Raw genomic sequence first — 18,793 nt, forward strand, 5'->3', positions numbered from 1 at the left:
AAGGAGAAGCCCTAATTTGATTAGGGCTTTTTTTATAGCTTTATTTTTATGAAAATACCACAACTCCACCAGTTATTTCTACAGACTTCCGGCGTTAGTACCGACACCAGGAAGATCATGCCCGGCAGTATGTTCTTTGCTCTTAAGGGTGATAACTTCAATGCCAACGAATTTGCTTCGGAGGCCTTGAAGAAAGGCGCTACCTATGCGGTCATTGATGAAGATCTTCCCGAAAACAATGATAAATTTATACGGGTAGAGAATGTTCTTGAAGCACTGCAGGAACTGGCTGCATACCACAGAAAGTATTTAGAAGTTCCTATCCTTGCTCTTACCGGCAGTAATGGAAAGACCACCACCAAAGAGCTCTTTAACGCAGTGCTCTCGAAGAAGTTAAAAACAGTGGCAACAACTGGAAATTTAAACAACCATATTGGAGTTCCTCTCACCCTGCTTTCCATGAACAAGGAAACTGAATTAGGAATAGTCGAAATGGGAGCCAATCACCAAAAGGAGATAGACCTCCTCTGCAAAATTGCTTCTCCTGATTATGGCTATATCACAAACTTTGGAAAAGCTCACCTGGAAGGCTTTGGAGGTGTAGAAGGAGTTATAAAAGGCAAAAAGGAGCTCTATGACCACTTGAAAGCACATCAAAAAATGCTCTTTTTGAACCAGGATGATCCACTACAGGCACAGGAGAAAAGTTATGACCACACCTACAGTTTTGGCCCTTCTCCGGAAGCAGATCTTCAACTGACATACTACAGGGAAGACTCCTATGCCGGAATCGAGGTGGAAGGAAAAAAGATCTGCGGACAATTGACAGGAAACTACAACAGCACAAACATGGCAGCCGCGTATACAGTAGGAAAATATTTCAAAGTCGCTGAAGATGATATTATAGCTGCTCTCAAAGATTACTCCCCAAAGAACAACAGGTCTCAGATCATTTTAAAGGACAATAGAAGGATCATTCTGGATGCCTACAACGCCAATCCTTCGAGCATGGCTGCAGCATTAGAAAACCTGAAAAGTATGGAAGGAGCTCCTAAAATTGCCATTTTAGGAGACATGTTTGAGCTGGGAACTTCAGCAGCCGGGGAACATGAACATTTACTGGAACAGTATCACAATTCAAACGTAGATAAGGTCTATGCTATTGGCTCCAATTTCTTTCAAACTAACATTTCCTCTCAAAGGATAAAAAAATTCGAGAGTTTTGAAGATTTTAGAAGCTGGTTTCAGCCTTCAGAATTCAATTCCGGCACTATTCTCATAAAAGGTTCCCGCGGAATGGCTTTAGAAAGGGTGATGGAATTAATTTAATTCCGGAACTAAAGGTTCAAGGTTTAAGGTTTAAGGTTTAAGGTTCAAAAATCTTAAAAATCGTATTACCGCAGGTTACGAAACAATGATCAAAAATTAAAGGTTGCATACCATCTTACAGGGTAGTTAAAAAATGCCATTTTTGAGAGGTGTTCATCAATGTGCGTTATTCCTTGCTGTACCCCGTTTTTATAGTTCGCTTATATTTATAATCCGGAGGCGATATTTTTTTTACGAATATTAAACCATCATAGGATTCCGAATATATTTTTGAAATCTTAATTTTATGTAACGGTTTAGGTTGATATCCGCCGCCACCTATAAGTAAGTATTCGTTTTTCTTACTAAAGAATCCTGTTGGTTCATTTTCAATTGCAATATCTAAATCGATAAAGTAAATTTCCTTATTAGCCGCATTTAATGTTCTGGCGTAAGTTCTTCTAAAAGGCTTCTTTATGTGGTAAGTTTTCCAGTGATTACCTTTTTTCTGGTCTGATACATAACCATTAATCTTTCCTGTCGCAAAGTCAAAACCTACGCTATAATAATCTTCTGAGTAGTGGTCTTTTAAGTGACGACCTAAATTGATTATATCACTCCCAGCGTAGTACATTTCTTTTTTGTTAATGTGCTCATTATGAGCCCAAATAAAAGCTTTTTTGTTTGGCGAAAGATTTTCCACAATCCACCTTACGTTATCAAACATTTTTAAATCTCTAAATTCCGTGCTTTTCGGATATTCATCTGTAACGTACGAGGCGTATTCAATATAACCAATTAAATAATCTAAACTTCTTATTAAAGATTTATACTCATCACTTTCGTTTTTTGAAGTCAGTATTTGCTGTTTTAGTTTAGTCAATTTTGGAATCTGAAGTTGCCACCAATCGTCAGGTTTGTTATAGTTTATTGTTTTGATTGAGCAACTATCTACAGTAGTCAAGAGCGATTCGCCAATATTAATTTTATTCTCACTAATTAATGTTCGTATCTCTTTACTAATGTTTTTCCCTTTTTGAATATCCATTCCATAAAAGCGAATTTGATCTCCTTTTGACTTATCTAAGTTGAAATTTCTCATCCACTGTAATAATTCTACTACTTCTTTAGAACGCCAGAATCCGATGTTAAAATTTTCAGCTATGGTATTAATGTCTCCTTTTCCACCACCTATCCATTCATTAATTCCAGATTCAGCTTGATACGATTCTTCCATTATAAAGACTCTGACACCTTGAGTATTGACCAAGTGTTTAAAAAATTTTGACTTAAGGTCAAAAAATTCCTTTGTATTGTGAGAAGCTTCTCCAAAACCATAAATTTTAGCATTTCTAAAACTAACGGGAGCATTTTGCTTAAAATCAATCAGGACAGAATTTGGGTTAGCGTTTTCAATAAGAATAGAATTATTATTTATCCATTCAATAGTTTGCTTTTTTTGAGAGTAGCTAAGGACGGTTAAAAAAAATATGAATATTGATATTTTATTTTTCACTAGATAAGTCTTTCTTTAAATGTTGTACAACCTCCCGGCTATCAAAAGTGGTGTGTAGGGAAGAAATCACTTTCAGTTGAACCGGCTGTTTCTTATGGAAATAAATGTAAGATAGTAGTTCTAAAAAAAGCCATTTTTGGATAGCCGTTATCGTAAGCAGTTTTTCACTCGGCAGTTACTTTTTGGTATTTTTGGGCACAGCCTTCTACGCATGCTGTATAATAAATAATTAAATCAGAGTTTTCAATAACTACTATATATTCGGTTGATGAGTTGTCAGTGGAACATTTCTCGTTGGAAAGCAATATATTGTTATTAGAATAATTTGAATTCCGAACCTGACCCATAATATTCTCGCCTACTGAAGTAGATAATCCACAGAGTGGTCCGTTTATAGAGAAAGTTCCATTATTAAAGAATTCAATAGTTTTTTCGCTATCGATACGTTCATAGACACCACTTCCGTCTCCAGGATCTTGAAGAGTTTCTGTAAGTTTCCATTTTCCAAGGAAGTCTGGATTTATAACATTTTGATTATCATCGCTTTTCGAACAAGAGAAAATTATCATTGTTACTGTTAAATAAAAGAACAATTTTTTCGTCATGTGTCATTTTTGTTTAAGATGAAATTTTTCAATTAAGGTTGGGTTAAAAATGCTGTCAACGTTCCCGGTTAACGAAAGTGGCGTGTAGGGAAGGAATCATTTTCCGGCGGAATGGTTGTTCTAATAAAAAAAAGTAATTACCTCTCAAAAGAGCCACTTTTGATAACCTTGCTTATGCGGCTTATGACTTGAGGTAGTTTGCTCTCATTTGATCAATATCTGATTTCATTTTATCCATTAAATCTTGATATTCTGCATACGATTCTAATTCATGAAACATAGGATTAAAATTTTTCCACCAATAATATTGTTTATTCCCCGCGTCATAAGATTTTTTTAAGTATTCTATCGCTTTTTCGTGATTATCCTTAATAATTTCCATCATTCCAAGTCCATAAAAAATAGTTCCTTCATCATAACCCTCTATTTGTCCAGATTCTGACATTCGTTTTAGTTGATCTAATTTTGGCAATAGTTGTTGAACCATTTTATCCGCACCTTTTTCTTGTAGTAAATAAGTTAGCCATAAAAAATATTCGGGAAGTGGATTTCGTGAAATTAGTTCTTGAATTTGATTTATAGATTGCTCTTCTTTTCCAGCAAGGGCATGAATCCGATAAGCACAATGTTTGCTAACATCTTCATATTCCTTTACAATAGAAAGGTATACAACGTTAAAATCTAATGCACTCTGATAGTCTCCTTCCAATGCTTCATAAGCACCTAATAAACATGAACCGTCAATTTTCAAAAGCTCTTTATTCCTGATTTCCAGATCTTGAAAATATAGTTCTCTGGTTCTTTTCCTGGCTTCATCAAATAATCCTAAAAATGCGTATTTCTTTGTTAGGCTATTATAAAGTTTTAATCTGTCAATAGTTGAAATAGTATCCGGTATAATTTTAACCGCATCTTCATACAAGACTAAAGCTTTATCATAATTTCCGTTGGACGACAACTTATTGGCTTCATTTAAAATTTCTTGGAAATTTTCAGTTTTTTGTTGAGCAAAACTGTTGGGTGTAAAAAAAAGTAAAAAACAAATTGTGTAAAGTTGGATTTGATTAATCATAACTATAATTGGTTGGTTTAGTTTCATTTAAACCTAGTAAATATTAATCTTTTAATCAAATTGCTTACAACGTCCCGGTTAACGCAAGTTGCGGAGTAGGGGAACGGAATTGATCTTTTAATTTCTATTTTTAAAGGGACTCAAAAATGCCATTTTTGACTGGTCTGCCGCATTTGTGTTAACCGTTGTTGTGAGCTGTTTGCCAACCTAATATTTTGTCATATCAAGGTCTTCAAAATTTTTAATCTCAGATAATCTTATTAAATTATCTATTTGTATGTCGTAAGAGATTACTTCAAAGATTTCTTCCTCAGCCTCAGGATCTAGCGTTGTGTTTTCGGATAATGTTTTTTCTTTTTTTATAAAATCAATTTTAGATTGATAAAGAATTTTTGGTCCGTTACTTTCACTTGATTCATACCCAATTAATTCAAAATCAGACTCCAAGCATTTGAAAATATATTCCCAATATCCATATCGACCGTGACCGTAATGAATCTTTAATTTATTGTTCTCAATGTTAATCCATAATTCTGGCGGCATGTATACTCCGCCATCTTCATTTTCTGACGAGAAACAATCTGTATTTTCAACTACTTTTTCATATTCATTTTCCTTGTTGAGAATTACTATTATTCCTCTTCTATTACGATCAACTACATCCCCAAATCTGTTTTCAACTATTTCCTCTTCCTTTGTATTTTTGATTATTAGTACATAGTCGTTTCTGTCGTCATTATTTAAATCTCCACTATATTCCTCAAATAATACATATCCTTTTGGAATAAGATCGGCTGGTACAGTCTTTTGAGCACTACTATGCTCAATACCAAGAAATATTAGGGCGAAGGTCAGAAAAATAGATTCTTTCATTTAAGGATTTTCAATGTGCAAATTGCTCACAACTCGTTTTACCACAACCAATTTAGTTAATTATCCTCCAAAACCATGGAACAAAAAAACCTCACAGGTTGTAAAACCTGTGAGGTCTGCTATAAATTTGAAATTTGTTTTTTTGGAAATTTAAGTTTCCCACTTTAGTGGGTGATACTGGGTTCGAACCAGTGACCCCTACCTTGTCGAGGTAGTGCTCTGAACCAGCTGAGCTAATCACCCTTTAATCAAAAAAGGCCTCCAAGAGGAAGCCTTTAATTTTGTGGGCAATGAGGGATTCGAACCCCCGACCCCCTCGGTGTAAACGAGGTGCTCTGAACCAACTGAGCTAATTGCCCTAAAATATTTATGAACTTCGGCATTCTCTGCGACTGTGTCTCTTTCTGAATGCGGATGCAAATATAGACCACAATTTCAATTCTGCAAAGAATAATTTCAAAAAATTCAAATTATTTCTGCCACCGTGAAAGTACTGCCTCCCACGTAGACCACATCCTCCTTTGAAGCCTGTAATAATGCAGCCTCATAAGCTTCAGAAACTGAATAATATACCTTCCCAAAAAGGCTATTTTCGGCTGCCTTTTTTTGAAGTTCCGTAGCATCAAGTCCGCGGGGAACATTTGGTCTGGAAAAATAATATTTTACTCCTTTTGGGAAAAGCGGCAGTACGGCATCAAGATCTTTATCGTTTACAACCCCCATTACAACGTGAATTTCTTCAGCTTTTTCTTCCATTAACTGCTTCATGGCATACACCAGTCCTTCTTTGTTGTGGGCAGTGTCACAGATCACCCTGGGACTCTCCTGCAGCACTTCCCACCTGCCCCGCAAGCCGGTGTTTAAAATGACATTTTTGAAGCCCCTTTCCACAACCTCCTCCGGTAGTTGCCAACCTTTCTCTTTCAGCACTTCCAGCGTCATAGAGACAGTACGAACGTTCTTTTGCTGGTAATGCCCCTTAAGATCTGAACTGTATGATTTGCCCTTATACTCTTCAGCTAAATGAAATGGAGCTTCTTTTGCTTCAGCCAATCGCTGGAAAACAGGAAAAGTCTCCTCCTGGTACTCACCAATCACTACAGGAGTATTTGGCTTAATAATTCCGCCTTTTTCAGCTGCTATTTCCGGCAGGGTATTTCCGAGAATAGCGACGTGATCCAATCCTATGTTGGTAATGACAGAAACTTCAGGAGAGATGATATTGGTAGAGTCCAACCTGCCGCCGAGACCGACCTCGATTACCGCTATATCCACATTTTCTTCAGAAAAATATTCAAAAGCCATTCCTACGGTCATTTCAAAGAAAGAAAGACTTTCCTGCTCAAAAAAGGCTTTATTGGTGTCTATAAAATCTATCACAGCTGCTTCTGAGATCATTTCGCCGTTGATCTTGATCCGTTCCCGGAAATCCTTTAAATGTGGAGAAGTATAGAGGCCAACTTTGTAGCCCGCTTCCTGAAGAATAGAAGCCAGCATGTGCGAAACGGAACCTTTACCATTAGTTCCCGCAACATGAATGGTCTTAAAATTATGGTGTGGATCCTGAAGCCGGCGGATCAATTTATTGATATTGGAAAGATCTACCTTGTAGGCCTTGCTTCCCACCTGTTGATACATAGGTAACTGTTGGAACATCCATTCAACAGTTTCTGTATAGGTCGTCAAGTTATTCGGTAAGTTTGAAGTTGTAGATAATTGTTCCCACCTGCTTTACAGGAGCATCGGGATCGCTGTTAAAACGGGTAGCAAGTGCTGCTCTCTTTGCAGGATCTGTCAAACAGGTCGCATTGTTGGTAGTACCTTTGACCCCCGGAATTGCACGGGTAACAGTTCCATTACGATTCACCTCGATCTGGACCACTACTATACCCGATTCATTACAATCCTGTACAAATTTTTCTTTGTTCAATGCTTTTCGTCCTCCAAGCCGGTAATTTCCATCCCCGTCGAGACCCATTCCTGTTCCGTAATAGGATTTGGCATTGGGATCCCCATCGGGACTTCCTTTATCGCCTGCAGCTTCATCATTTCCTTCTCCGCCGCGGGCTTGCCCGTCACTTACAGGTCCGTTTAAAATACTGCTTAGGGCATCTGTTGTCGATTTGGACGGTTTAGGATCAGGCTTTTTTACTGGCTCTTCTTTCTTTTTCACCGGCTCTTCAACTTTCTGCACGACTTTTTCCTCTTTCTTCTTTTCCACTACAGGTGCCTCGACCACATCTTGTGTCACGACTTCTTCCCTGATATTGGTCTCTACAGGAGTAACCGGAGGAGGGGTAGTACGTTGTGGTGATGTCTGGATCTTTTCTAAAGGCTGCTCAATGCCCGAGCCGACATCTGAAGTTCCGAAGTTAATAGCAATTCCATTTTCGGGAGGAGGATCGAGATAAGTAAACCCGAAGAACAGCAATAGGAGAATTAGCAACACGTGGAGTACCACCGTTATTGCCATTGATTTTCTTTCGTGTTCTGTCTCCAGGTATTTCACGCTGTTCTTTTTCTAAATTTTAATTAGCAAACATAGTTCCACAATGTCTCAAAAAGGGGAAAAGCAGCAAAGAATTATTCAGGTTTTACTGCAAGCACGATCTTATAGCGATTTCTGTTAGCGATATCCATCACATCTACCGCTCTTTCAATAGGCACGCCTTCTTCGGCACGCAGGATGATCGTAGGATCTTCAACGCCCGACAAGGCCTGTTGCAATCTTGCTTCCAGAGAACTATTACTCACCCTTTCCTTATCAATATAAACCTGCAGGTCTTTTGTGATACTCACCGCCACATTTTGTTTGGTTGTGGTCTTACCTTTTGCCTTTGGCAGGATAAGATCAAGCGCTTCCGGAGTTATAGCCGGGGAAGTGAGCATAAAAAAGATCAACAACAGGAATACAATATCGGTCATGGAACTCATACTGAATTCCGGACTGATCTTATTTCTTCCTCTTAAGTTCATATTATACCGGTTCGTTTAGAAGGTCAAGGAAATCTACAGCGGTAGCTTCCATTTGATGCACTACTTTATCTGTCTTCACCACCAGGTGGTTATAGCCGATATAAGCAATAATACCCACAATAAGTCCGGCAACGGTAGTGGTCATGGCGGTGTAAATACCTTCGGCCAGGGCACCCATTTCTGCTTGCCCGCTACTGGTTGCAAGTTCATGGAAGGCGATAACCATCCCTATTACAGTTCCGAGGAAACCGATCATTGGTGCGGCACCGGCAATTGTCGCCAGCACGCTTACGTTCTTCTCAAGTTTATAGACTTCAAGACGACCCGCGTTCTCGATCGCTGTGTTAATATCTTCGAGCGGACTCCCAATGCGGTCCAGACCTTTAGCAGTAAGACGCGCCACAGGTGAATTTGCCTGGGCACAACGTATACGTGCAGATTCAATGTTCCCGTGCATCACGGAATCCTTGATCTGGTTCATAAAGTTGCTATCTGTTTCTGAGGCCGCTTTAATAGCGAACAATCTTTCAAAATAGATGTAAATGGCTGCAAACAGCAAAATGAAAAGGATGAGAATGATCACCTGCCCTCCTACTCCTCCACTAAGGAACAAGTCAAATAAAGAGAGGGTCTTTTCCTCTACTACCGGTTCTGCCTCTTGTGCTGCCTGGGCAAGACCATCTTCCTGAAAAAAGTATAGCATTTGTGTATCGGGTTTTTTATGTAACGTGAGAATGCAAAATTAATTGTAAAGATAAACAGCCTTTGATTTCTTGCAACTCCTCCTTCACAATAAATGAAAAAGTAATTCACAATGCATTCCATGAAAAAGGGTGCCAAAAAAGCACCCTTAAAATTCTATATGTATGATAAGAACTTAAACCAACTTCTTAAGCGCCACCTCAAAAGCAGTTTTACTAATGTTCGTTTTGCTGCTGTTGTTGGTATAAGTATTTTGGATAGCATTTCGAATAGTCATTGAAGTATCGTTGAAGATGGCCTCATCTGTCATTTGCACCCTGCGCTCCATAAAGTAAGCAAAGACCCGAGCCATTCCGCAATTAGCAATGAAATCTGGAATTACGCTTATTCGCTCATCGGTATATTCCATGATCGGACCGAAGAAAATTTCTTTGTCGGCGAACGGAACATTGGCACCACTGGAGATCACCTCCAGCCCGGCAGCCACCATTTCATCTACCTGCTCCCTGGTGATCAAGCGAGAGGCGGCACATGGTGCGAAAACTTCTGCGTTTAAAGACCAGATGCGGTCATTGATCTCCTCGAAAGGAATAAGATTATCGGTTTTTAAAGTATTTCCTTCTTTGTTCAGGAACATATCCCGGATCTCATCAAAAGTAAATCCTTCTTCGTTGATCACACCTCCTACCCGGTCGATGATCCCAACTACCTTTGCTCCCATCTGCGCCAGATAATAGGCTGCAGCAGAACCAACATTCCCGAATCCCTGAACTATAGCTTTTTTACCCTGTACATTTCCGCCGTAGATGTCATAGTAATGACGTACAGCTTCGGCTACCCCATAACCTGTGATCATATCTGCAACTGTATACTTGCGGGAAACATCGGGTGAAAATTTGCTATTTTCGAGTACCTTGATCACCCCGTGTCTAAGCTGCCCAATCCGGTTGATCTTATCGGCTTCGGTTGGCTTGAAGTGTCCGTTAAAAACACCTTCCTGCGGATGCCAAACACCTGAATCTTCAGTTATTGGAATCACCTCATGGATCTCATCCACATTAAGATCTCCCCCGGTACCGTAATAGCTTTTAAGAAGCGGGGAAACCGCTTTATACCAGCGTTCTAAAACACCCTTTTTGCGGGGATCATTAGGATCGAAATTTATACCCGATTTTGCCCCGCCAATTGCAGGTCCTGAAACCGTGAATTTTACTTCCATGGTCTTGGCCAGAGAAAGCACCTCGTTCATATCGAGACCTTTTCTCATCCGGGTTCCACCACCTGCAGCACCGCCGCGCAAGGAGTTGATCACCACCCAGCCCTCGGCTTCAGTTTCCGGATCTTTCCAGTTAAACACAATTTCGGGTGCCTTATTCTGATATAAATTCAATAATTCTTTCATAATTCTTTTAAAATTGACGCAAATATAAAAAACTAAATTTCCTGTCCTTTTATTTCTAAAACTCTTCAGGCTCAAAAATTACTCCTGAAGAATGATCTTTTGAAGCCCCTGTAACAGAACTTAAAACATTGTTCTCTCCTCTCATTTTTAGCACTCCCAAAAATGCAAAGATGAGGGCCTCTTTATAATTGACTACTTCAGCCGACGGGATCATTACTTCGGTGCGGGTCCTTCTTTTTATTTCCTCCATAAGGAATTGATTAAAAGCCCCACCGCCCGTCACCAGCACCTTTTCTCCGGAAGAATCCCTGAATTCATTAGCGATCATTTCTGCAGCATGTTCAGTATACGTCCGGAGTAAAGAGGGAACAGAATCATACCCTTCAAAAAGGGGAAAAATATTCCTGTTTACCCATTCGATGCCCAAAGACTTCGGCGGCCGGAGACCGTAAAATGGTATTTTCTGAAGCACTTCCAGAAGCTCCTTGTTCAATTCTCCGGAAGCTGCGATCTTCCCGTTTTCGTCATAGGATTTTCCCAGCTTCTGAGCGAGAGAATTTAGCACCGTGTTCACAGCACAAATATCGTAAGCGAGCCGCTCCCCGTTTGGTTTGGTGGAGATATTGGCAAATCCGCCAAGGTTGAGGCAGTAATCGAATTCCGGAAAGAGCAATTCATCCCCAATAGGCACCAATGGTGCTCCCTGGCCGCCCAACTCCACGTCCTGCACCCTAAAGTTGCAGATGACCTTGCGGTTAAGGAGCTTAGCCAACTCCGGAAGGTTGCCAATTTGGAGGGTATAGCCGTTTTCCGGCTCGTGCTTAATGGTGTGGCCATGACTGCAAATAGCATGGGTGTCAAAAATGTCATTTTTGGAGAGAAATTCTGAAATCACTTCAGCCAGAAAACGGGTGTAATCTATATCGAGCTGCTTCAGGCGTTGATCATCATAAGCAACAGCTTCAGAAAGCATCTTTTCCCAGCTTTTGGAATAAGGAACAGTTTCCGCAGCAAGCATTTTATAAGTCCAGCCTTCAGAAAATGTGAAATGAACATATGCCAGGTCGATGCCATCAAGCGATGTACCCGACATAACTCCTACAACGTTATAGTCATTTTGATCCACGGCGGTAAAAATAGCACTCTCCATTGAATAAATGTCTGTAAAACGGTATCTTTGCAAACCAAAATTCAACATTTCTAAAAAATTACCGAATGGATTTTAATTTGACCGAAGAACATATCATGATCCGCGATGCGGCACGCGATTTTGCAAAAAATGAACTGCTGCCGGGAGTTATTGAGAGGGACGAGAAACAGGAGTTCCCAAAGGAGCAAATAAAGAAGATGGGAGAACTTGGCTTTTTGGGCATGATGGTCTCTCCGGAATATGGTGGCGGCGGTATGGACACCGTGGCTTATGTGCTGGCGATGGAAGAGATCTCCAAAATTGATGCTTCTGCTTCTGTAGTGATGTCGGTGAACAACTCGTTGGTTTGCTGGGGTCTGGAGAAATTCGGAAATGAAGAGCAGAAACAAAAATATCTTACCAAACTGGCTACAGGAGAATCTATAGGTGCTTTTTGTCTTTCTGAGCCTGAAGCCGGAAGTGATGCCACTTCACAAAGAACTACGGCCATTGAAAAAGATGACCACTACTTGCTTAACGGAACCAAGAACTGGATCACCAATGGAAGTACTGCCGATTTTTATATTGTGATCGCCCAGACAGACAAGGAGAAAAAACACAAAGGTATCAACGCTTTCATTGTAGAAAAAGGAATGGAAGGTTTCGAGATCGGACCAAAAGAGCAGAAACTGGGAATTCGGGGAAGTGACACCCACTCTCTCAACTTCAATGATGTAAAGGTTCCAAAAGAGAACAGGATCGGCGAAGATGGCTTCGGATTTAAGTTTGCCATGAAAACCCTTTCGGGAGGGCGAATTGGTATTGCTGCACAGGCCTTGGGAATTGCTGCCGGAGCTTATGAATTGGCAAAAGAATATTCAAAAGTGCGTAAGGCCTTTGGAACAGAGATCATGAACCACCAGGCTATTGCTTTTAAACTAGCCGACATGCACACCTCTATTGAAGCTGCCCGTCACCTGGTAATGAAAGCCGCCTGTGACAAAGACAATGGTGAAAACTACGATCTTAGCGGGGCTATGGCAAAACTTTTCGCATCAAAGACCGCAATGGATGTTACTGTGGAAGCAGTACAGGTTCACGGCGGAAACGGATATGTGAAAGAATACCACGTAGAGCGATTGATGCGCGATGCAAAGATCACACAGATCTACGAAGGAACTTCAGAGATCCAAAAGATCGTTATCTCCAGAAGTATTTTGAGGGACTAATAAAGAAGGTCATCCTGAACTTGTTTCAGGATCTAAGGAAGCTGAAAACAAGTTCAGATTGACATTTATATAAATCAAAAGCAGCCGTTTCCGGCTGCTTTCTTTTTTAGGTTAATAAATACTAATCAAAATCTACTTTTTAGAAGATACAATTTGTTTGACAAATTTCTCACGATCTGTAATTACCTGAACCACGTACATTTGGTTTGCTTTGAGCGCAAAGTCAATGTTCAATGTAGTAGTGGAACCTCTTTTCACCTGTAAATCGCTGTAACTTCGCAGGTGATTACCTCTAAAGTCGAACACCTCTATCTTCACATCTGAAGTGTAGTCAAAGTCATAGTCAATATTGATGACATCACTAAAGGGCACGGGGTAAAGAGCTACATCAGTTTCCACAACAGGTTCTTCGACAATTTCTACAGATTGTATTGAAAGAGATTCTGCACCGGTCTTAGCTGCAGGACCACCTTTCTTAGTGCTACCGCCGCAAACCATTTCAAGTTGAGCATTTCTCTTTTTAGCTGATAAATACTGTATTTCCTGGTTGGAAGTCAACTGCGGATAATACTCCAGGTGGTCATTATTCTTACTTGTACAAACATCGGCATGAGCAATTATGTAGAATTTTCCAGAAGTTCCGACCCAGATTGGATCCGGTTCAAACTTATCAAAGTAACCTGTACTACTAGAGCTAAACGGGAATTGTCCCGGAGCTACAGTAGACTCTGTAGTTTTGCCCTTTTTCTTAGAAGGGTAAGGATCACATCCAACATATAAATGGGCAGAACTCATTACAAAGCCATATAAAGTCATATCATATTCTACTGTAACGTAACCATCATCATAAGTAATTATTACCTGCCCAGCAATTACTCCTTTTCCAGTACCAGGTTCACCAATCACGATATTATCACACTGTCCAGCACCGGCATAGAGATTTAGAATGATTGGAGTATCTTCTGTAAAATCGCTGGCTTCAAATTCATTTGTCCATCCCCATCTTTCACTACTCACAGGATCACCAAAAGGATTTGAGTCATCAGAAAAACAGTAAGCGTCACCACCATTCACATCTGCTTTAGCAAAAGCAGTTTCGCATACAATACATTCAATTCCCGTAACTGTGACAGGAGTAATACTTTCACAAGTATCGTCACCAAAAGTTGATGTCGCTAGGATGTAATATGTATTATCTCCCAGGTCCGGACTAACTGTTGTCGAAGACAATTGTGTATCGCTATCAACATCAGCTAAAGAACCGTAAAACTTTAGGACAGCAGCATCAGGATTAGAAATGTAGTCATACACTCCCTCTGTCATCTGCGCCAGGTCGATAGTTTCTCCGAGGCAAACACTTGGGTAAGTTGCTGTGATGTCTGGATTGTCATAAACTGTCAAACTAAATGACGTAGTTCCATAACAGCCTATTTCAGGATCCCCATCACTATCACTTTCCTCACGTACAAATATGGTATCATCACCTGATAAATAAGTGCCAGGATTAGCAATAGGATTATCACCACTATCTGCATCTTCTTGGCTAAGGTGGAAAGTTAAAGCTCCAGTCCCTTCTGCTGATACCCCGTTGTTTAAATTAAACACTGCTTTTAAATCTCCTTCTGATCGCTCACAAAGTTCTAAATCTGACGGTGTTGGATCGGGATTGTCATAAACTGTCAAACTGAATGACGTAGTTCCATAACAGCCTATTTCAGGATCCCCATCACTATCACTTTCCTCACGTACAAATATGGTATCATCACCTGATAAATAAGTGCCAGGATTAGCAATAGGATTATCACCACTATCTGCATCTTCTTGGCTAAGGTGGAAAGTTAAAGCTCCAGTCCCTTCTGCTGATACCCCGTTGTTTAAATTAAACACTGCTTTTAAATCTCCTTCTGATCGCTCACAAAGTTCTAAATCTGACGGTGTTGGATCGGGATTGTCATAAACTGTCAAACTGAATGACGTAGTTCCATAACAGCCTATTTCAGGATCCCCATCACTATCACTTTCCTCACGTACAAATATGGTATCATCACCTGATAAATAAGTGCCAGGATTAGCAATAGGATTATCACCACTATCTGCATCTTCTTGGCTAAGGTGGAAAGTTAAAGCTCCAGTCCCTTCTGCTGATACCCCGTTGTTTAAATTAAACACTGCTTTTAAATCTCCTTCTGATCGCTCACAAAGTTCTAAATCTGACGGTGTTGGATCTGGATTGTCATAAACTGTCAAACTAAATGACGTAGTTCCATAACAGCCTATTTCAGGATCCCCATCACTATCACTTTCCTCACGTACAAATATGGTATCATCACCTGATAAATAAGTGCCAGGATTAGCAATAGGATTATCACCACTATCTGCATCTTCTTGGCTAAGGTGGAAAGTTAAAGCTCCAGTCCCTTCTGCTGATACCCCGTTGTTTAAATTAAACACTGCTTTTAAATCTCCTTCTGATCGCTCACAAAGTTCTAAATCTGACGGTGTTGGATCTGGATTGTCATAAACTGTCAAACTAAATGACGTAGTTCCATAACAGCCTATTTCAGGATCCCCATCACTATCACTTTCCTCACGTACAAATATGGTATCATCACCTGATAAATAAGTGCCAGGATTAGCAATAGGATTATCACCACTATCTGCATCTTCTTGGCTAAGGTGGAAAGTTAAAGCTCCAGTCCCTTCTGCTGATACCCCGTTGTTTAAATTAAACACTGCTTTTAAATCTCCTTCTGATCGCTCACAAAGTTCTAAATCTGACGGTGTTGGATCGGGATTGTCATAAACAGTTGTTGTAAATTCACAGTAACCCGTTAAGGAAAAAACGCCTTCATTGGTAACAATTAATTTCAAGGAATAACTACCGGCAAAATCATCAGGAACATTAATTTCTACTTGCTGATCATCTTCTGTTCCTGCCACAATACTTGGATCTGTCCCTTCAGTCTTGGTAATTGAGCTAATAATCCAGGAGTAAGTGGGATTGGATGCATTATCAACTGTTCCTGTATAAGTCAAGTTTCCTGAAGCCTGACAAACAGTTTCTACTCCGGAAATTTCACAAGTAGGAGGTGCAGAAACAGCATCTGCACTCAACTGAACATCTTTTTGTCCACATCCATCTAATTTCGCTTCATCACAAGAATCTAAAAACATGTGATACGGAGCTCCTTGAATTGCACTAGCTGATAAGCCTTCTCCCCAATCTTCCCAGGTAGAAATATGCCCGCCCCACGCAATAATTACCTTATCACTATTTGGCTTAAACTGTACAATTACCCGGCTAACTGTAGTCTCTCCAGGAAGTAAGGGGTCCTGATCACCATTGGATACACTGACAAAATCCCCATTAAAAATCCACATCTTCTTATCATCATCGCTCAAATTCTGATATGTAGGATTACCATTAGCTACATCAGGTGTAGGTATAAATTCCCAATCAGCGTTGACCAAGGTTTTACCGGGTTTTGCAACTAACGACCAACCAGAGCCTTGTAGAGGATCAACGGTTTCGATACCATGATTACTGTACAAGGAATGGGATCCAACGTAGTTATACGAAGTTAAATAATCTATTGCATGCAAACCATCTTTTTGAGTATCAAAACCTATTGTTAAGGTGTAGGTTTTTGTTGGATCAAGACTAGAAATTGTAAGTCTATAAGGAATGGACATATCTTCCAAATAATGAGCCTTTGATTTATTCACAATACCAGTAACCCAGGAGGTGGGATCAGTTTCCGAACCAAGGGCACCATTAGCCGACTGCTCTAATTTATCTATTTTTCCCGTCTCGACATTTTGAACAGTGATCTGACTAGAAATACTCTGAGGAAAAATTAAAAAAACGGTAAAAGCACTAATGAAAAAATATTTTTTTCCAGGGAATTCTTCCTTCCGTAGGCTCCGTAATACAAGATTTAAAAAACCATTTAAGTTCATCGTAAAATCTTTCATAATTAATAATGTTTGGTTAATAAATACTAACCAGAACATAGAGCAGCCAGGCAGATAGATCAGGGCGATCCTGTCAGATCAAAAATCTGACATTGCAAAAGGGTGAGAGTTTCTTCTGAAGGGGTACAGAGGAAACATGATCTGAAGAAATTCAGATCCCGGGGGAATTTTAAAATCCTTTAAAAGGTTAAGATATATTTGGAAGATGGAGGAAAAGCTTTCCGATATACATCTTATTGTAGGGTAATAACAAAGGGGGAGAAATTGGAGGTATAAAAGAATTTGTCCGATAAACCTCTCAATAAAAGTAAAAAAATATCTTAATCAGAAAATACTGATTATAAGAAATTTTTGTTAAAAAATTGATCTAAAGAAGGTTAGAGGGATCTTTTAGAGCAAAAACTGCAGATTTAATAGACATAAAGTGCTAACTACAGACACGATTTTGGTCGTTAGAGGGCAAAAAAAAGCAGCCGTTTCCGGCTGCTTTACTGGTTTTAAAGGTTATTTAAAATTTACTTTTTAGAGGATACAATTTGTTTTACAAATGTTTCTCTGTCTGTAGCAACTCTTACAAGGTACATTTGATTTGCACTTATAGAAAAGTCAACTGCTATGGATGTAGTAGAGCCTCTGGAGACATTGCTGTCTTTCACAGTTCTCAATAAGTTACCACCAAAGTCAAAGATCTCGATCGTAACATCTGAAGAATAGTCGAACTCGTAATCTACATTGATCATATCGCTGAATGGTACTGGGTATACTGCAACATCAGTTTCTACCACAGGTTCTTCAGCACTCAGGCTTTCTGCCTGGATGGATTGGGTGGATTGTATAAAGGAATTGCTACCTGTGGTACAACCATCGTAACCTCCTAAATCAGGTGGGGTTGCGTCACACTGACCATCAACATCTAATGGTAATTGACCGAAGCTTCCACTTTCACCCTGGATTTCAAAGGTATACGTGTTATCTCCTCCATACTTACCTTTTTGAATTGATTTTGAATCGAATTTTAGAGATAAAATATGGGCACCAGTATATGGAGTGTTAAAAGTTACAGTTACTACACCATTGCTCTCAGTAACTCCTGTGATTGTAACATTTTCACAAGCTGATTGGTCTTCTCCTGAGTATACCCAGACGTTGTTTGTATTAACCAGTGAGAAGAACTTTGACCCATTCACTGCCGAACCACTTTCCTGTGGTCGCTCCTGAATAAAAGTTATAGTATTCTCACCCGTAGAACTTACTTGGAAATCTCCATAATAGAAGAATACACCTGGTGTAACATTTTTAATATTCGGTCCTTGAGTACTAACACATAGATAGTCCTGATCGAATTCTTCCCGATTGGCCTCATCCATGTAATTACAACATGTTGTTTGAGTTGGGAATAAATGAGCGCAGTTTTCAATGGTTATCATAACAGAAGTAGTACCTTCACAATTAAATCCAGTATGTTGAACAACACTTTTAATATAGTAGGTAGTTGTAACCTGTGGCGTCACTATACTACTGCTTAATCCCGCCCCATTATTATCGGAATAGTCACTTTGAGTAAAATAACTCAAGCTTCCATTATCAGCACTTATTAAGGTTGACAAATCAACACTCTCACCTAAACAAATAGTTTTCGGTGTGGCTGTGACATCTGGATTATCATAAACTGTCAAGGTGAAAGTCTTCTCATTATAACAATTTGAAGATGCATTAGTATCTCCATCATTGTCTAATCGTGCAGTAATCACTACTCCAGATGCAGGATCACCATCGGTAGAAGTAAGCCAAACCTTTAAAGGATATTTTCCACTTTCGGCAGGATCCTCGGCGATGGTCTGCTTAACATCATTCTCATCTACATAAGAGAAAGTCCAACTACCATTATCTGACGATTTTATTCCCCCCATCACATCAAATATGTAATAAGAAAGATCAGCACCATTACTGTCCTGGCTCTCACACTCAGCTAAATCTTGTACCTCCAAATCAGGATTGTCATAAAC

General features: G+C 39.7%; 14 protein-coding genes and 2 tRNA genes. 2 read left to right on the forward strand and 14 right to left on the reverse strand.

Annotated features, from left to right (window positions below; genetic code table 11):
• The first annotated feature begins 48 nt into the window (after nt 1-48).
• Nucleotides 49-1,329, forward strand: a complete 1,281-nt coding sequence (locus ACXYMT_RS15065; protein WP_459059908.1) for a UDP-N-acetylmuramoyl-tripeptide--D-alanyl-D-alanine ligase — start codon at nt 49-51, stop codon at nt 1,327-1,329.
• A 166-nt stretch (nt 1,330-1,495) separates the two neighbouring features.
• On the opposite strand, the gene ACXYMT_RS15070 is transcribed toward ACXYMT_RS15065, so the two are convergent.
• The 12 genes from ACXYMT_RS15070 to ACXYMT_RS15125 all read right to left on the reverse strand — a co-directional run bounded on the left by ACXYMT_RS15070 (nt 1,496) and on the right by ACXYMT_RS15125 (nt 11,604).
• Entirely contained in the window at nt 1,496-2,824 is a 1,329-nt protein-coding gene (locus ACXYMT_RS15070) for an erythromycin esterase family protein (RefSeq protein ID WP_459059909.1), read from the reverse strand.
• A gap of 164 nt (nt 2,825-2,988) precedes the next feature.
• Nucleotides 2,989-3,429: a hypothetical protein gene (locus ACXYMT_RS15075; protein ID WP_459059911.1), complete on the reverse strand. Its 441-nt coding sequence runs from the start codon at nt 3,427-3,429 to the stop codon at nt 2,989-2,991.
• A 181-nt stretch (nt 3,430-3,610) separates the two neighbouring features.
• Nucleotides 3,611-4,528 (reverse strand): tetratricopeptide repeat protein, encoded by a 918-nt coding sequence (locus tag ACXYMT_RS15080; protein WP_459059912.1) that lies wholly within the window; start codon nt 4,526-4,528, stop codon nt 3,611-3,613.
• Nucleotides 4,529-4,708: 180 nt separating this feature from the next.
• Nucleotides 4,709-5,374 carry a hypothetical protein gene (locus ACXYMT_RS15085; RefSeq protein ID WP_459059913.1) on the reverse strand — a complete coding sequence of 222 codons (666 nt, stop codon included), beginning with the start codon at nt 5,372-5,374 and terminating at the stop codon, nt 4,709-4,711.
• 168 nt (nt 5,375-5,542) lie between these two features.
• A tRNA-Val gene (locus ACXYMT_RS15090) sits at nt 5,543-5,617 on the reverse strand.
• 41 nt (nt 5,618-5,658) lie between these two features.
• Nucleotides 5,659-5,733: transfer RNA gene (locus tag ACXYMT_RS15095), tRNA-Val, on the reverse strand.
• 106 nt (nt 5,734-5,839) lie between these two features.
• Nucleotides 5,840-7,030 carry a bifunctional folylpolyglutamate synthase/dihydrofolate synthase gene (locus ACXYMT_RS15100; protein WP_459059929.1) on the reverse strand — a complete coding sequence of 397 codons (1,191 nt, stop codon included), beginning with the start codon at nt 7,028-7,030 and terminating at the stop codon, nt 5,840-5,842.
• Between the two features lie 31 nt (nt 7,031-7,061).
• On the reverse strand, nt 7,062-7,883 hold the full coding sequence (locus ACXYMT_RS15105; protein ID WP_459059914.1) for an energy transducer TonB: 822 nt from the start codon (nt 7,881-7,883) through the stop codon (nt 7,062-7,064).
• Nucleotides 7,884-7,957: 74 nt separating this feature from the next.
• The gene (locus tag ACXYMT_RS15110; protein WP_459059915.1) at nt 7,958-8,350 is read right to left on the reverse strand and encodes an ExbD/TolR family protein; all 393 of its coding nucleotides are present in this window, start codon (nt 8,348-8,350) and stop codon (nt 7,958-7,960) included.
• A 1-nt stretch (nt 8,351) separates the two neighbouring features.
• Entirely contained in the window at nt 8,352-9,053 is a 702-nt protein-coding gene (locus ACXYMT_RS15115; RefSeq protein ID WP_324720735.1) for a MotA/TolQ/ExbB proton channel family protein, read from the reverse strand.
• A gap of 174 nt (nt 9,054-9,227) precedes the next feature.
• The gene (locus tag ACXYMT_RS15120) at nt 9,228-10,454 is read right to left on the reverse strand and encodes a Glu/Leu/Phe/Val dehydrogenase dimerization domain-containing protein (RefSeq protein WP_459059916.1); all 1,227 of its coding nucleotides are present in this window, start codon (nt 10,452-10,454) and stop codon (nt 9,228-9,230) included.
• A 55-nt stretch (nt 10,455-10,509) separates the two neighbouring features.
• Nucleotides 10,510-11,604: an anhydro-N-acetylmuramic acid kinase gene (locus tag ACXYMT_RS15125; RefSeq protein WP_459059917.1), complete on the reverse strand. Its 1,095-nt coding sequence runs from the start codon at nt 11,602-11,604 to the stop codon at nt 10,510-10,512.
• Nucleotides 11,605-11,669: 65 nt separating this feature from the next.
• Between ACXYMT_RS15125 and ACXYMT_RS15130 the strand changes: the two genes are divergently transcribed.
• Nucleotides 11,670-12,812, forward strand: coding sequence for an acyl-CoA dehydrogenase (locus tag ACXYMT_RS15130; RefSeq protein WP_459059918.1), 1,143 nt, complete (start codon nt 11,670-11,672; stop codon nt 12,810-12,812).
• A gap of 132 nt (nt 12,813-12,944) precedes the next feature.
• On the opposite strand, the gene ACXYMT_RS15135 is transcribed toward ACXYMT_RS15130, so the two are convergent.
• Together ACXYMT_RS15135 and ACXYMT_RS15140 are read right to left on the reverse strand one after the other, a co-directional pair.
• Nucleotides 12,945-16,826 carry a T9SS type A sorting domain-containing protein gene (locus ACXYMT_RS15135; protein ID WP_459059919.1) on the reverse strand — a complete coding sequence of 1,294 codons (3,882 nt, stop codon included), beginning with the start codon at nt 16,824-16,826 and terminating at the stop codon, nt 12,945-12,947.
• A gap of 476 nt (nt 16,827-17,302) precedes the next feature.
• Nucleotides 17,303-18,793: T9SS type A sorting domain-containing protein (locus tag ACXYMT_RS15140; RefSeq protein WP_459059920.1), on the reverse strand; the 1,491-nt coding region annotated here is incomplete at its 5' end.

Source organism: Salinimicrobium sp. CAU 1759 (genome assembly GCF_054482715.1).

Excerpts from the sequence above, each read along its gene's own strand:
- ACXYMT_RS15065 (WP_459059908.1), top strand. The coding sequence starts at position 49 with ATGAAAATACCACAACTCCACCAGTTATTTCTACAGACTTCCGGCGTT.
- ACXYMT_RS15075 (WP_459059911.1), bottom strand. The coding sequence starts at position 3,429 with ATGACGAAAAAATTGTTCTTTTATTTAACAGTAACAATGATAATTTTC.
- ACXYMT_RS15080 (WP_459059912.1), bottom strand. The coding sequence starts at position 4,528 with ATGAAACTAAACCAACCAATTATAGTTATGATTAATCAAATCCAACTT.
- ACXYMT_RS15085 (WP_459059913.1), bottom strand. The coding sequence starts at position 5,374 with ATGAAAGAATCTATTTTTCTGACCTTCGCCCTAATATTTCTTGGTATT.
- ACXYMT_RS15100 (WP_459059929.1), bottom strand. The coding sequence starts at position 7,030 with ATGTTCCAACAGTTACCTATGTATCAACAGGTGGGAAGCAAGGCCTAC.
- ACXYMT_RS15110 (WP_459059915.1), bottom strand. The coding sequence starts at position 8,350 with ATGAACTTAAGAGGAAGAAATAAGATCAGTCCGGAATTCAGTATGAGT.
- ACXYMT_RS15115 (WP_324720735.1), bottom strand. The coding sequence starts at position 9,053 with ATGCTATACTTTTTTCAGGAAGATGGTCTTGCCCAGGCAGCACAAGAG.
- ACXYMT_RS15120 (WP_459059916.1), bottom strand. The coding sequence starts at position 10,454 with ATGAAAGAATTATTGAATTTATATCAGAATAAGGCACCCGAAATTGTG.
- ACXYMT_RS15125 (WP_459059917.1), bottom strand. The coding sequence starts at position 11,604 with ATGGAGAGTGCTATTTTTACCGCCGTGGATCAAAATGACTATAACGTT.
- ACXYMT_RS15130 (WP_459059918.1), top strand. The coding sequence starts at position 11,670 with ATGGATTTTAATTTGACCGAAGAACATATCATGATCCGCGATGCGGCA.
- ACXYMT_RS15135 (WP_459059919.1), bottom strand. The coding sequence starts at position 16,826 with ATGTTCTGGTTAGTATTTATTAACCAAACATTATTAATTATGAAAGAT.